At 46.0% G+C, this 15,175-nt stretch carries 12 protein-coding genes and 1 pseudogene; all 13 read left to right on the top strand.

The features are described 5' to 3' along the window. Positions 1-407, top strand: a pseudogene (locus tag V7M78_RS06345) (putative DNA modification/repair radical SAM protein); the annotation flags it as partial. Continuing rightward, positions 404-1,183 (top strand): TIGR03915 family putative DNA repair protein, encoded by a 780-nt coding sequence (locus tag V7M78_RS06340; RefSeq protein ID WP_333647561.1) that lies wholly within the window; start codon positions 404-406, stop codon positions 1,181-1,183. The pseudogene V7M78_RS06345 and the gene V7M78_RS06340, both read left to right, overlap by 4 nt. Positions 1,184-1,386: 203 nt before the next feature. After that, positions 1,387-2,943, top strand: coding sequence for a YifB family Mg chelatase-like AAA ATPase (locus V7M78_RS06335; protein ID WP_333647559.1), 1,557 nt, complete (start codon positions 1,387-1,389; stop codon positions 2,941-2,943). Then, positions 2,930-4,030 (top strand): DNA-processing protein DprA, encoded by a 1,101-nt coding sequence (gene dprA, locus V7M78_RS06330; RefSeq protein WP_333647557.1) that lies wholly within the window; start codon positions 2,930-2,932, stop codon positions 4,028-4,030. The genes V7M78_RS06335 and dprA overlap by 14 nt, the downstream gene beginning before the upstream one ends. Before the next feature lie 14 nt (positions 4,031-4,044). Continuing rightward, positions 4,045-6,114: a type I DNA topoisomerase gene (gene topA, locus V7M78_RS06325; RefSeq protein WP_333647554.1), complete on the top strand. Its 2,070-nt coding sequence runs from the start codon at positions 4,045-4,047 to the stop codon at positions 6,112-6,114. A 130-nt stretch (positions 6,115-6,244) separates the two neighbouring features. Beyond that, a complete protein-coding gene (gene codY / locus V7M78_RS06320) occupies positions 6,245-7,048 on the top strand; it encodes a GTP-sensing pleiotropic transcriptional regulator CodY (protein ID WP_333647552.1) in 804 nt (267 codons plus the stop codon). A 221-nt stretch (positions 7,049-7,269) separates the two neighbouring features. Next, on the top strand, positions 7,270-8,010 hold the full coding sequence (gene rpsB, locus V7M78_RS06315; RefSeq protein WP_158373796.1) for a 30S ribosomal protein S2: 741 nt from the start codon (positions 7,270-7,272) through the stop codon (positions 8,008-8,010). Between the two features lie 114 nt (positions 8,011-8,124). Beyond that, positions 8,125-9,048, top strand: coding sequence for a translation elongation factor Ts (gene tsf / locus V7M78_RS06310; protein ID WP_333647548.1), 924 nt, complete (start codon positions 8,125-8,127; stop codon positions 9,046-9,048). Positions 9,049-9,178: 130 nt separating this feature from the next. Continuing rightward, entirely contained in the window at positions 9,179-10,096 is a 918-nt protein-coding gene (locus V7M78_RS06305; protein ID WP_333647546.1) for an ABC transporter permease, read from the top strand. 16 nt (positions 10,097-10,112) lie between these two features. Beyond that, on the top strand, positions 10,113-11,153 hold the full coding sequence (locus V7M78_RS06300; RefSeq protein WP_333647544.1) for an ABC transporter permease: 1,041 nt from the start codon (positions 10,113-10,115) through the stop codon (positions 11,151-11,153). 15 nt (positions 11,154-11,168) lie between these two features. Beyond that, positions 11,169-12,173, top strand: coding sequence for an ABC transporter ATP-binding protein (locus tag V7M78_RS06295; RefSeq protein ID WP_333647541.1), 1,005 nt, complete (start codon positions 11,169-11,171; stop codon positions 12,171-12,173). Further along, positions 12,173-13,150, top strand: a complete 978-nt coding sequence (locus V7M78_RS06290; RefSeq protein ID WP_333647781.1) for an ABC transporter ATP-binding protein — start codon at positions 12,173-12,175, stop codon at positions 13,148-13,150. Before V7M78_RS06295 ends, V7M78_RS06290 begins: the two co-directional genes overlap by 1 nt. A 108-nt stretch (positions 13,151-13,258) precedes the next feature. Then, positions 13,259-14,947: a peptide ABC transporter substrate-binding protein gene (locus V7M78_RS06285; protein WP_333647539.1), complete on the top strand. Its 1,689-nt coding sequence runs from the start codon at positions 13,259-13,261 to the stop codon at positions 14,945-14,947. The last annotated feature ends 228 nt before the right edge of the window (positions 14,948-15,175 follow it).

The following is a 15,175-nucleotide window of genomic DNA, read 5'->3' as shown; positions in this document are numbered from 1 at the left end:
GGCCTAATTTCAATGTGTTCTTAGACCCAAAGTGCGATTGGGCCCTGCGCCATCTGGAGCTGTTTCCGGTAGAGGTAAACCGGGCGGATTACTATACCCTGTTAAGGGTTCCCGGCATGGGGGTAAAGTCTGCCCAGCGCATCGTGGCGGCAAGAAAGAGCGGGCCTTTGGATTTTGATGCCTTAAAGAAAATCGGCGTGGTGCTGAAACGGGCGGTTTATTTCATCACCTGTTCCGGCCGGATGATGTATCCGGTTAAGATTGAGGAGGATTATATTACCCGTCATCTGGTGGGAGAGGAGCATAGGAAGGTGTGGGACATTGAATCATCAGGAACATTCCGACAGCTTTCTCTGTTTGATGACATGAATGTACCGGCATTGACAGGAACAGTAGGCGGCTTATGAAGACTGTTTATTTGTGTGAAGACAGCGTGGAAGGGATTCTCAGCGGTGTGTATACGGCGTGGACCAGCAGAAAAGGCCATGCCAATGTGAAGCTGGAGCTGGCGGTAAGCGAAAATACCATGGAATTATTTTGTGAATATGAGGAGGTTCTTCCTGATGCCGGCCATGCGGCCAAGGTGGTGCAGGCTATCCGGGAGAAGATTTCAAAGGAAGCCTATACCGCTGTCTACAAGGCGGCTTTAAGCAGGGAAAAGGACCGTGCGGATAAAATATACCGCTTTTTGGTTTATGGCTTTCACGTGGGAGCCCCCATTGTCAATATGCTTCAGCTGCCCCAGGTATACGATATTTTTCAAATGTGCCGTTATATCGACAATGAAACCCACTGTCTTACAGGATTTGTGCGTTTTGTAGAAATGGAGGGTGGTCTTTTGGTGGGAAAAATCGGCCCCAGAAACGACGTATTGGTTTTGCTGGCTCCTCACTTTGCAGACCGGATGTCAGGAGAAAACTGGGTTTTATACGATGAAAACCGGAAAAAGGCGGTTCTGCATCCGGCTTTAAAACCCTGGTTTTTAGTGGATCTCATTTCCGAGGAATGGGAGGGTCAGCTGAAAAAGGCCCTGGAAGAGGATGAGTATGAAGAATTGTACCGCTGTTTCAGAAAGAATATTTCCATAAAAGAACGAACTAACCCGGTCTGTCAGAGAAATCATATGCCTCTCCGTTACCGCCCTTATATGCCTGAATTTTCTCATGGATTAAAAGATGTCTAGAAAAAAGCTTGCCTTTTTCTGTCCTTTCCCTTATCATAAAAACAGGTTCCTGGTCAGGAACATTCTGATGCGTTTCTGCATTATTTTCCATGAGCAAGTTAGGTATAGACAGGTTATGATTCGGCTTCTGCGGTGACACCCGGGGAAGATAGATTTTATTGGCTGAATTTGTAACAAAAACCGATATGAGAGGAGAAACAGGTTTGTATAGCAAAGTTCATAGTGTGGGGATTACAGGAGTAGAGGGAGTCCCGATTTTAGTGGAAGCCGATGTAAGCGACGGCCTTCCCGGCTTTTCTATGGTAGGATATTTATCTTCTGAGGTAAAGGAGGCCCAGGAGCGTGTGCGGACAGCTCTGAAAAATTCCGGTTTCCGCCTTCCTGCCAGAAAAATCACCATTAATTTGTCGCCTGCCGGCATTCCTAAGGCAGGAACCTCCTTTGATCTGCCCATAGCTGTCGCAATTTTAACAGCATCATCCATGATAAAGGCTTCGGTGCTGAAACATTGTGTAATTTCCGGGGAATTGGGCCTGGATGGGGAAATCAGGCCCTTAAGGGGAGCGCTTGCCATTACTGCGGCAGCCAAAAAGTCCGGAATGGACCGATGTTTTCTTCCCAAGGAAAATGTTCGGGAGGCCATGATAATAGAAGGAATTGAAATCATAGGGGTGAAAAGCTTAAAAGAGTTGTCGAACCTGCTCAATTCCTGCGGTGAACCAGGCGGGCAGGAACCGGAAAGCCTGAGGCATGAGCTGCCTCTTTGGCAGCCGGAGCCTTACGATGTGGATTTTTCTGAGGTTGGAGGACAACTTCTCTTAAGACGGGCCACAGAGGTGGCGGTGGCAGGCATGCACAACATCCTTTACATCGGTCCTGCGGGAACGGGAAAGACCATGATTGCCAGACGGATTCCCACCATTATGCCCTCCCTGTCCCTGGAAGAAATCATAGACATATCAAAGATTTACGGCGTATGCGGCCTTTTATCCCAGGAAAATCCCGTCATGTGCAGACGGCCGTTTCGCAGCCCTCATCACACCATCAGCCCCCAGGCTCTGGCCGGTGGGGGAAGAATACCAAAGCCGGGCGAAATCTCCCTGGCCTCCGGAGGCGTTCTGTTTCTGGATGAATTACCCGAATTTCAAAAAAATACATTGGAAATTTTAAGACAGCCTCTGGAGGAGAGAAAAATCACCGTATCCAGAGTGTTTGGGGCTTATGAATTTCCGGCAGATTTCATGATCGCAGCTTCCATGAACCCCTGTGTATGTGGTTTTTTCCCTGACAGAACCCGGTGCAGATGTTCGGAGCAGCAGGTGAGAAAGTATTTAAGCCGGATATCTAAGCCTTTGCTGGACAGGATTGATATCTGTGCAGAGGCAAGCGCTATTCCCTATGAGGAACTGAGAGCAGGAAAGAAAGGGGAGTCTTCTGGGGCTATCCGAAAGAGAGTGGAGGCAGCAAGGGAAATTCAAAAGGAACGGTTTAAAGGCCAGGGAAATTATTTTAACGGTGCCATGGGCAAGAGGCAGATAGAAGAGTTTTGTATTCTTGGAAATGAAGAAAAGGAGATTTTAAAGAAGATTTATGACAGGATGAATCTCAGCGTAAGAGGTTATGAAAAGATACTGAAGATTTCAAGGACCATAGCAGATCTGGAGGGAGTTTCCAGAATAAAGAAGGAGCATCTGGCAGAGGCGGCAGGTCTGCGAAGCATGGAAGGAAAGTATTGGGGAGGTATTTATGGACAGGCATGAGGAACGGGAGTATTTGTACTGGCTTTGCCATGTGGGATTTCTGGGTGCAGTGAAGATCAGGAGGCTTTATGACTACGTGGGAAACTATAAAAGAATATATAATATAGAAGGAAGACAATTGGAAGAGCTTGGAATTTTAAATCAAAAGGAGGCAGGCCTTTTTGACGGACATAAAAAACGTCTGGACGAGTGCAAAAAGGAACTGGAGGAGTTGAGGAAAAGAGGAATTTTATTTATCATGTCTCATGAGGAGGAATATCCCGGACGTCTTCTTGAAATCCATGGATATCCTATGGGACTTTTCGTAAAAGGAAGGCTGCCCGGGGAGGAGAGGCCGTCAGCAGCCATCATTGGAGCCAGAAGCTGCACAAGCTACGGAAAGCAGATGGCAGCCCATATAGCCGGAGAGCTTTCCAGGGCAGGAGTACAGATCATCAGCGGCCTGGCCGAAGGAATAGACGGGGCCGGGCACATGGGGGCCTTAGAGGCGGGAGGAGATACCTACGGGGTATTGGGATGCGGAATCAATATCTGCTATCCAAGGGAAAATTATGGACTGTATGAGCAGATGGCTCTTCAGGGAGGTGTACTGACGGAATTTATGCCAAAGGAAGCGCCGAAACCCTTTCATTTTCCTATGAGGAACCGGATCATCAGCGGACTGTCTGACGCGGTTCTGGTGATCGAAGCCAGAGAAAAAAGCGGTTCTCTGATTACGGCCAACTTAGGGTTGGAACAGGGAAAGGAAATTTTTGCGCTTCCCGGCAGGGTGACAGATCCCTTAAGCGCCGGCTGTAACCGGCTGATCAGCGAGGGGGCTGGAGTTTTGCTGGGGCCTGATTCAGTGCTGGAATATTTTCAGTTACAGAATGGTAAAATATTAAGAGTTCATGAAAAAAATAAGAACGGGCTTGCCAAAAAAGAAAAAATGTTGTATAGTTGCCTAGATTTGCAACCGAAAAATCTGGAAGAAGTTATAACGTTAAGCGGATTGTCTGTCAGTGACTGCATGAGCGCTCTGCTGGAGCTGGAGTGGAAGGGCCTGATTGTTCAGACATCCCATCAATATTATGGTAAGAAATTATAGGCGAGGAGTTTGGTATGGCGAACTGTTTAGTAATTGTGGAGTCACCTGCAAAGGTTAAGACGATTAAAAAGTTCCTTGGAGCAAATTTTGAAGTAGATGCTTCTAACGGACATGTAAGAGATCTTCCCAAAAGTCAGATGGGAATTGACATAGAAAATGATTTTGAACCAAAATATATAACCATCAGAGGCAAAGGTGACATACTTGCCAAGCTGAGAAAAGAAGTGAAAAAGGCCGATAAGATCTATCTGGCAACTGACCCTGACCGGGAGGGAGAAGCTATTTCCTGGCATTTATTGAAGTCCTTGAAGTTAGATGAGGTAAAGAGCAAGCAGGTATACCGCATCAGCTTTAATGAGATCACCAAGAATGCGGTAAAGGCTTCCTTTAAAACCCCCAGGGCCATTGACATGAATCTGGTGGATGCCCAGCAGGCCAGAAGAGTTTTAGACCGTATGGTGGGTTATATGATCAGCCCTCTTCTCTGGGCAAAGGTAAAGAGAGGCTTAAGTGCGGGCCGTGTCCAGTCCGTAGCACTTCGCTTAATCTGCGACAGGGAAGAGGAGATCAACGCCTTTATTCCGGAGGAATACTGGAATCTGGAAGCAGTTCTTAAGCAGGAGGGAAGCAAAAAGTCTCTGGTTGCCAAATTCCACGGCAATGCAGAAGGCAAGATTGCCATTCATACCAAGGAAGAACTGGATCAGATATTAAAAGGATTAGAAGGCCAAAATTATGTGGTCAATGAAGTGAAAAACGGGGAAAGGGTCAAGAAGGCTCCTATTCCGTTTACCACCAGTACTCTTCAGCAGGAAGCTTCCAAGGTGCTTAACTTTTCCACCCAGAAGACCATGCGTCTGGCCCAGCAGCTTTATGAAGGTGTTGAAATCGAAGGCCAGGGAACTGTTGGTCTTATCACTTATCTGCGTACAGACTCCACCAGAATTGCGGAGGAGGCAGATGTTGCGGCCAGATATTATATAGAAAAGCAGTACGGAAAAGAGTATGTGGCAAAAGGCGACCAGGCCAAAAAGAATAATGGAAAGATTCAGGATGCCCATGAGGCCATCCGTCCTACAGATATTGCCCTGACCCCTGTCCGGGTAAAAGAATCCCTGCAAAGGGATTTGTTCCGGCTTTACCAATTGATCTGGAAACGGTTTGCTGCCAGCAGAATGGAGTCAGCGGTTTACCAGACTACCTCAGTGAGGGTAGGGGCAGGAGATTATTTCTTCACCCTTTCCGCCTCAAAGCTTTCCTTTGACGGATTTATGTCTGTGTATGTACAGGAGGATGACAAAGAGGAAACCAATGTGCTTCTGGGCAATCTGGCAAAAGGAAGTGTGCTGAACTTAGAAAAACTGGAGAACAGCCAGCATTTCACCCAGCCTCCGGCCCACTTTACGGAAGCCTCTCTTGTAAAAGCTATGGAGGAACAGGGAATCGGACGTCCAAGTACTTATGCGCCTACTATTACCACCATCATAGCCAGAAGATATGTGGCAAAGGAAAACAAAAACCTTTATGTGACAGAACTGGGAGAAATTGTCAACAGCATGATGAAGCAGAGTTTTTCCAGCATTGTGGACATCACCTTTACGGCTAATCTGGAATACCTCCTGGATAAGGTGGGAGACGGATCAGTCCAGTGGAAGACTGTTGTAAGGAATTTTTATCCGGATTTAAAGGAAGCAGTGGATAAAGCTCTGGTGGAACTGGAGTCTGTGACCATTGCCGACGAGGTGACAGAGGAAGTCTGTGAGCTTTGCGGCAGGAATATGGTCATCAAATACGGCCCTCACGGAAAATTCCTGGCCTGCCCCGGATTTCCGGAGTGTAAAAATACCAAGCCTTACCTGGAGAAAATCGGAGTGCCCTGTCCCAAGTGCCAGAAAGAGGTTGTCATCAAGAAAACCAAAAAAGGCAGAATTTATTATGGCTGTGAGGCAAACCCGGAATGTGACTTCATGTCCTGGCAAAGGCCTTCTACCCAGAAGTGTCCCAAATGTGGGTCCTATATGGTTGAAAAAGGAAATAAACTGTTATGCTCAAACGAGCAGTGCGGCTACAGCGCTGACAAGTAAAGAAAATAAATTATTAAAAAAATCGAAAATCTTCAATAAACTATTGTTATTTGAAAATAATAATGATAATATCTAATTATTACAGGTGTATTTTTGTCTTTCACATAAATTATAAAGGAGGTTTTCGATTATGAGCGTACAGTTGTTGGATAAAACTAGAAAAATAAATAAATTATTGCATAATAATAATTCACACAAAGTTGTATTTAATGATATTTGTGAAGTACTGACTGAGATTTTAAATTCCAACATTCTTGTAATCAGCAAGAAGGGAAAGGTGCTGGGCGTTGGCGTAACACCGGATATAGATGAGATTCAGGAGCTGATTGCTGATCAGGTAGGCGGCTATGTTGACACTATGCTCAATGAGCGTCTGCTGGGTATCCTGTCGACAAAGGAAAACGTAAACTTGGAGACCCTTGGCTTTACCGGCGGCGATATCAGAAAGTATCAGGCCATTATTACCCCTATTGACATTGCAGGTGAGCGGCTGGGAACTCTGTTTATCTACAAATCCGAATCCCAGTATGACATTGATGATATTATTTTAAGCGAATACGGAACCACGGTAGTGGGGCTGGAGATGATGCGTTCTGTTAATGAGGAGAATGCAGAAGAGACCAGAAAGGTGCAGATCGTCAAGTCTGCTATCAGCACCTTGTCCTTTTCTGAACTGGAAGCTATCACCCATATCTTTGATGAGCTGGATGGCAACGAAGGAATTCTGGTGGCAAGCAAGATCGCAGACAGGGTAGGTATTACCCGTTCTGTTATTGTCAATGCCCTCAGGAAGTTTGAAAGTGCGGGAGTCATTGAATCCAGATCCTCCGGCATGAAGGGAACCTATATCAAGGTTTTAAACGATGTGGTCTTCGATGAGTTGAAAACCATAAAGGCAGGAAACGGAAAAAGTGTTCCCGAACGGGGACTGTAAAGACACAGGAGCAGGGCGGGAGTTCTGCTCCTTTTGATGTCGAAAATCAGACTTTTTTGGACGTGAAATATAAAAAATCACTTGCATCAGACAGAAAGATATGCTATACTAGCAAAGCTTATTAAAAAACACGTCTGCGGATTCCAGAGGAAGGTGCCTGATCAAGGTCTCCCCGGAAGCATAAGAAGCGGGCGGAAGTAAAACCAGATGGAGGAAATAACATGAGCGTAATTTCAATGAAGCAGCTTTTAGAAGCTGGCGTGCACTTCGGTCACCAGACAAGAAGATGGAACCCTAAGATGGCTCCATACATCTACACAGAGAGAAACGGCATCTACATCATCGACTTACAGAAGTCTGTAGTTAAAGTAGATGAGGCTTACAAGGCAATCTCCGATGTTGCTGCAGAAGGCGGCAAGATCCTTTTCGTAGGAACCAAGAAGCAGGCTCAGGACGCAATCAAGTCTGAAGCAGAGCGCTGCGGTATGTACTTCGTAAATGAGAGATGGCTTGGCGGTATGCTTACAAACTTCAAGACCATCCAGTCCAGAGTTAACCGCTTAAAAGCGATTGAGACCATGTCTCAGGATGGAACTTTTGATGTTCTTCCTAAGAAAGAGGTTATCGCTCTTAAGAAGGAATGGGAAAAGTTAGAGAAGAACTTAGGCGGAATCAAAGATATGAAGAAGGTTCCGGATGCGATTTTCATCGTAGATCCCAAAAAGGAAAGAATCTGCGTTCAGGAAGCTCATACACTGGGAATTCCGTTAATTGGTATCGCTGATACAAACTGTGATCCGGAAGAACTTGATTTTGTAATTCCAGGTAATGATGACGCCATAAGAGCCGTTAAATTAATTGTATCCAAGATGGCAGACGCAGTAATCGAAGCAAACCAGGGCGAGGCAGTAGCTGAGGAAGCAGAAGCAGCCGAGGAAACAGAAGAGACTGTAGAAGCTTAATTTTCGGGCGATTGAATGCTTCAGCCTGCTTTGGGAAGTGGGCTGGAGCATTCTTTTTTACTGGAAAAGTTTAACAGATTATAATGAATAATAATATAGATGGAGGTAAATCAAATGGCAGCAATTACGGCTGGAATGGTAAAAGAGTTAAGAGAGATGACCGGTGCGGGCATGATGGACTGCAAGAAGGCTCTTGGAGAAACTGATGGTGATATGGAAAAGGCAGTGGAGTTCTTAAGAGAGAAAGGACTTGCAGCAGCTTCCAAAAAAGCCGGCAGAATCGCAGCAGAGGGACTTGTTACTGTTGTAGTAAGCGAGGACGGAAAGTCCGGAGCAATCGTAGAAGTAAACAGTGAGACAGATTTCGTTGCAAAGAACGCTCAGTTCCAGACTTATGTGGCTGATGTTGCAGCTCAGGCTTTGGCATCTGATTCAAAGGATATGGAAGCATTCCTTGCAGAAGCATGGATTAAGGACAGCTCCTTAACTGTTGCTCAGGCTTTATCCAGCCAGATCGCAGTAATCGGCGAGAACATGGACATCAGAAGATTTGAAAAAGTTACCACTGACGGTGTGGCAGTTGATTATATCCACGGCGGCGGAAGAATCGGCGTTTTGATTGAGGCCGGAGCAGAAGTTGTCAATGACGCGGTAAAAGAGGCGCTGAAGAACATTGCAATGCAGATCGCAGCTTTATCACCGAAGTATGTAAGAAGAGAAGAAATTTCCCAGGAATTCATTGAGCATGAGACAGAGATTTTAAAATCTCAGGCCAAGAATGAAAATCCGGACAAGCCGGACAGCATCATTGACAAGATGATCGTAGGCCGTTTGAACAAGGAACTGAAGGAGTTCTGTCTGGTAGACCAGGCTTATGTAAAAGACGGTGATCTGACAGTTGGAAAGTATCTGGAGCAGGTATCCAAAGAAGTAGGCGGAAAGATCGAAGTCAAGAAGTTTATCCGCTTTGAAACCGGCGAAGGTATTGAGAAAAAAGAAGATAATTTTGCGGAAGAAGTTGCAAAACAGATGCAGTAATCTTGTAACAGGATTCTGGGGAGATCCCATGGGTATCCATGGGATTTTCTTCATTATATAGTGTCCGTTTCACGTTGACAAATGTTTCCATATTGTACGGACACTAAACACACGAAAGGAGTCGACAAAAGTGGCTAAGTATATTATAAAGCGCGTTATTATGGCAATTATCACTGTTTTTGCCGTTGCAACCATCACTTTCTTTATTATGAATATGGTGCCGGGCGGACCCTTTATGGCAGAGAAGGCCCTCAGTCCCCAGGCTCAGGCAGCCCTTAACGAAAAATACGGATTGGATAAACCCTTAGGGGAGCAATATACAACTTATATGAAGGATCTGCTTCACGGTAATTTAGGATTGAGCGTTAAGCAGAGAGGCCGTACCGTAAATATGATTGTTGCATCCAAGTTCCCGGTATCAGCCAGAATCGGCGGCATTGCCATTTTAACTGCTGTTGTTGTGGGAATTCCCCTGGGAAGCATTGCGGCCTTTAAAAGGGGTACTATGGTGGATAATATCATTATTGTCTTCAGTACCTTCGGCATTGCGGTGCCCAGTTTCGTAGTCTGTACGGTTTTGATGTATATCTTAAGCACAAAGCTGGGACTTTTGCCCACCTACGGACTGACCTCCTGGAAAAACTACATTATGCCTGTGGCTGCCCTGGCTCTTTACCCATCATCCTACATTGCCCGGCTGATGCGTTCCTCCATGCTGGATGTGTTGGGACAGGACTATATGAGAACAGCCCGTGCAAAGGGACTTTCCCAGTTGGTCAGCATTTTTAAGCATGCTTTGCGCAATGCCATTCTTCCGGTGGTTACATATTTGGGGCCGCTTTTGGCTTACACTGTAACAGGAAGCTTCATTGTGGAAAAGATATTTACCATTCCAGGTCTTGGTTCTGAATTCGTAGGCTCCATTACGGGACGGGATTATCCTCTTATTATGGGAACCACCATTTTCCTTGCTACCTTAATGGTAATCATGAATGTAGTCGTAGACGTAGCTTACAAACTGATTGATCCTCGTATCAACTTGAAGTAGAAGAAAGGAGATAAAGATGCCAAAGAATAAACTATCAATGCAGCTCAATGTGGACGATTTTCTCCCGGCAAGTGATGCAGAAAAGGAAAGTCTTATTGTCATGCGAAAAAGTGTGGGATTCTGGAAAGATGGAGTCCGCCGCCTTAGGAAAAATAAGATTTCCATGGTCAGTCTGGTTGTAATTTTATTTGTATTTATTTTATCATTTGCAGTGCCTCATTTTTATCCATACAGCTATGAGCAGCAGATCAGGGGAAGTGAAAACCTGGCTCCTATGCAGTATTCAGAAAAAGAACTGTCAGCCATGGAATCGGGGGAAAGTGTATTTCCTCACATCCTTGGAACTGATAAGCTGGGCCGTGATTACGCAGTCCGGGTTATGATGGGAAGCCGTGTTTCTCTGACTGTCGGACTGGTGGCCTCCTGTATCATCCTGCTGATCGGTTCTATTTACGGTTCTGTTGCAGGCTTTTTCGGCGGCTGGGTGGATATGATCATGATGCGGATTGTGGATATGATTTATACGGTTCCGGACATTCTGATCATTGTTTTGCTGTCTGTGGCTTTTGAACAACCCTTGAAAACTTTGGCCCAGAGGCCTGGCTTTCAGTGGATTCAGATTATCGGTGTCAACCTGATCAGTATTTTCGTGGTGTTTGCCCTTCTTTACTGGGTTGGAATGGCCCGAATTGTACGAAGCCAGATCTTGATTTTAAAGGAGCAGGAGTATGTGACCGCAGCCAGAGCCCTTGGAGCCTCCAGCGGACATATTATTAAGAAGCACCTTCTTACCAACTGCATCGGTACATTGATTGTCACAACTACTTTACAGATTCCTTCTTCTATATTTACGGAAAGCTTTTTAAGCTTTTTAGGCCTTGGCGTTGCTGCGCCCATGCCGTCTTTGGGAAGCCTTGCAAGTGAGGCTTTAAATGGTATGCAGAGCAATCCCCACCGGCTGTTTGCTCCGGCCATTGCCATTTCAATTATTATTTTGAGCTTTAACTTATTGGGCGATGGCCTCCGTGACGCATTTGACCCGAAACTGAGAGACTAAAGGAGGAGAGAACTGATGAGCGAATATTTGGTTAACATTGAAAATGAGCGCCTTTCCTTCTTTACTCCTGCAGGAGAGGTAAAGGCTTTAAATGACGTATCCCTTCATCTTCGTGAGGGAGAGGTTCTGGGAATTGTAGGAGAGTCCGGTTCCGGAAAATCCGTTACCGCATACAGCCTTATGGGGCTTACAGCTTATCCTGGCCGTTTGATTGACGGTTCCTTAAACTTTAACGGACATCAGATCGAGAAGATGACGGAAAAGGAAATGAGAAAGATCCGTGGAAATGAGATTTCTATTATTTTCCAGGATCCCATGACCAGCTTAAATCCGGTTTACACCATTGGAAACCAGATCAGTGAAGTAATCATGCTTCATACCGATAAAAACAGGCAGCAGGCCCACGACAGGGCAAAAGAACTTCTCACCCTGGTTGGAATCAACGAGCCTGAGAAGCGCTTAAAACAGTATCCTCATGAGCTTTCAGGAGGTATGCGCCAGCGTGTCATGATCGCCATTGCTCTTGCCTGTGAGCCGAAGCTTCTCATTGCAGACGAGCCAACCACAGCCCTTGACGTTACCATTCAGGCACAGATTTTAGAGCTGATGATGGAATTAAAGGAAAAGCTTGGCATGGCAATTATTATGATCACCCATGACCTGGGCGTGGTTGCCAATATGTGTGACCGCATTGCTGTTATGTATGCGGGAAAGGTTGTGGAATACGGCACTGCCGAGGACATTTTCTACAACCCGAGCCACGAATATACCAAGGGTCTGATCCGAAGCATTCCAAAGCTGACGGAAAAAGAGCATAATAAGCTGGTTCCTATTGAAGGAAGCCCGGTGGATATGCTGAACCCGCCAAAGGGCTGTCCTTTTGCCCCCAGGTGCAGGGAATGTATGAAGATTTGTCTGCGGGAAATGCCGCCTTATACGGATTTATCCGATATTCATTACAGCGCCTGCTGGCTGCTGCAGAAGCAGGAATTTGAGCAGGCACAGAAGGGAGATGCATGATGGAAGATAAATATCTTGTGGAAGTGAAGAATTTACAGCAGCATTTCCCGGTAGCCGGAGGAAAACTGTTTGAAAAAAAGGTGGTCAAGGCCGTTGATGACGTTTCTTTTGGAATCAGGAAGGGGGAGACCCTGGGACTGGTAGGAGAATCAGGCTGCGGAAAGACCACAACAGGCCGTACCCTTTTAAGGCTTCATGAGCCTACGGGAGGAAAGATTTTCTTTGACGGAGAGGACATCACAAAAGCCAATATGCTGCCTTACCGCAGGAAAATGCAGATTGTATTCCAGGACCCTTATGCCAGTCTGGACCCCCGTATGACAGTAGGGGACATTGTAGGAGAGGCCATTGACATCCATCATCTGGCTGCCAATAAAAAAGAGAGACAGGAGAAAATTATTTCCGTCCTTTCTACGGTAGGCCTTAACTCAGAGCACTCCAACCGCTATCCTCACGAATTTTCCGGCGGTCAGCGTCAGAGAGTGGGAATTGCAAGAGCGCTGGCAGTTGATCCTCAGTTTATTGTCTGCGATGAGCCGGTATCAGCTCTGGACGTATCCATTCAGGCTCAGGTTGTCAACATGTTTGAGAAGCTTCAGGAGGAGATGGGACTTACTTACTTATTCATTGCCCATGACCTTTCCATTGTAAAGCATATTTCAAACAGAATCGGCGTTATGTACCTTGGAAAGATGGTGGAACTGGCGGACAGCCTGGAGCTGACCTTCCACAGCGTTCACCCTTATACCAAGAGCCTGATTTCCGCCATCCCCATTGCGGACCCGGAAATCAGCCGCAAATCCAAACGAATTGTTCTGGAAGGAGATGTGCCAAGTCCGGTGAATCCGCCGTCTGGCTGCCATTTCCGTACCCGCTGTCCTTATGCGGATGAGCTTTGTGCTGCCCAGGAGCCGGAATGGAAAGAAGTTTCTTCCGGACACTATGCAGCATGTCACCACCTGGACAAGGTTAACTAACTTTCCATTGCTATTTTCCAGTTTTTATGCTATGCTGGAAAAGAGTCGGCGCAGCAGACGGGTAACGTGTTACTGCGTCGATAAAAATATTTTTATAGGAGGAAATTTATGAAGAAAATGTCACTTGTATTGGTTGCAATCATGGCATCCAGTATGATTCTCTCCGCTTGCGGAGGCGGCAAAGCTGCTGATCCATCTGCAGGAGCCGGAACTACTGCAGCGGGAGGGGAAACATCTGCCCCGGCAGAAGCAGCAGGCGCTCTTGACCTTGCAGTCCGTGTCGGACCGGATCCTGAGACCATTGACCCCGCTTTAAACAGTGCGGTTGACGGTGCTAACATCATTGTTCATGCCTTTGAAACCCTTTTGATCGTGGATTCTGAGAATACCATTGTTCCGGGTCAGGCAGAGTCTTATGATGTATCTGAGGACGGGCTTACCTATACGTTCCACCTTCGTGAAGGTTTAAAATGGAGCGACGGTTCCCCTTTAACTGCTAATGATTTTGTATATTCCTGGAAGAGACTGGCAGCTCCTGAGACAGCAGCTCCTTATGCAGCAGACATGCTGGGCTATATCAAGGGCTTTGAAGGTGCAGCAGGCGGCGACTGGGAATCTCTGGCTGTTTCCGCTCCAGATGACAATACCTTTGTAGTTGAACTGGCTGTTCCCTGTATCTATTTTGCAAAACTCGTAACTCATGCTTCCATGGTTCCTGTTCAGCAGGCATCTGTAGACGCAAACGGAGAGCAGTGGAGCTTAACTCCTGAGACTTATATCTCCAACGGTCCTTTAAAGATGACAGAGTGGGTTCCAGGATCTCACATCATTCTTTCTAAGAATGAAAATTACTGGAATGCAGATGCAGTTACTTTAAATACCTTGAAATTCGCTTTAATGGAAGATACAAACTCCTATTACAGCGCATACCAGGCTGGTGAGCTTGCTATGATCAAAGAGCCTCCTACAGAGGAAATCCCAACCCTGAAGGGCACAGAAGATTTCCATGTAGAGCCGATTATGGGTACCTACTATATCGATTTCCAGAACCAGAAGGAACCTTTTAACAATCCTGACGTACGTAAGGCTTTAAGCCTTGCTATTGACCGTGACTATGTTGCCAACACTGTTATGCAGGGCATTTATACTCCTGCAACAAACTTCGTTGGACCTGGCATTTCTGATGCAAAAGACGGATCCTTCTTTGCAGACGTGACTACAGAAAAGAACGGCGGAAACTTCTTCAATCCTTCCAATTATGAAGCAGATGTTGCAGAGGCAAAGGAACTTCTTGCAAAGGCCGGATATCCGGATGGACAGGGATTCCCAACCATTGAATACATGACCAATGATGCAGGCTACCACAAAGCAGTAGCAGAGTATTTACAGAGCTGCTGGAAGGAAGCACTTGGCATTAACATGGATATCAAGGTTGTTGAGTGGGCTACCTTCACACCTACCCGCCGTGCAGGAGATTATCAGGTTGCACGTGACGGCTGGGTATATGATTACGATGATCCATCCAACATGCTGAACTTAATGATATCCACAAGCGGCAACAACAACGCCAAGTACAGCAATCCTGAGCTTGACAATCTGCTTCACGAAGCAAATTCTACTGCTGATATCGAAGAGCATTATGAGAAACTTCACCAGGCAGAGAACATGATTCTTGAAGATGCAGCTATTGCTCCTCTTGCTTACTACAATGATTTCTGGTTACAGAATCCTAAATTAAAGGGAACATGGCATTCCCCATACGGCTACTGGTTCTTCCAGTATGCTACTATGGAATAAGGAAAGACGGTTTTCCAAAAAACGCCCGGGAAAGTCTCCCGGGCGTTTTTTTGCCCATACAACCTGATCACAGGCGGCAAACTTCCTCTTTCCAATGGGGGGAAAGTGTGGTATAATCTCCATGAAAGCAATGAGCAGTGCAAAATGGGACAAGGAAATTTTTTTCGTTGTGCCCGCACATAAGAAAAAATTTATTTGTCTCATTTTATAGGGCGAATGCCCGTGAGC

Source organism: Lacrimispora sp. (assembly GCF_036758025.1).
In the GTDB taxonomy this organism is placed as follows: domain Bacteria; phylum Bacillota; class Clostridia; order Lachnospirales; family Lachnospiraceae; genus Lacrimispora.
Note: the sequence above shows the minus strand (reverse complement) of the source record. Positions and strands in the feature narration are given on the sequence as shown.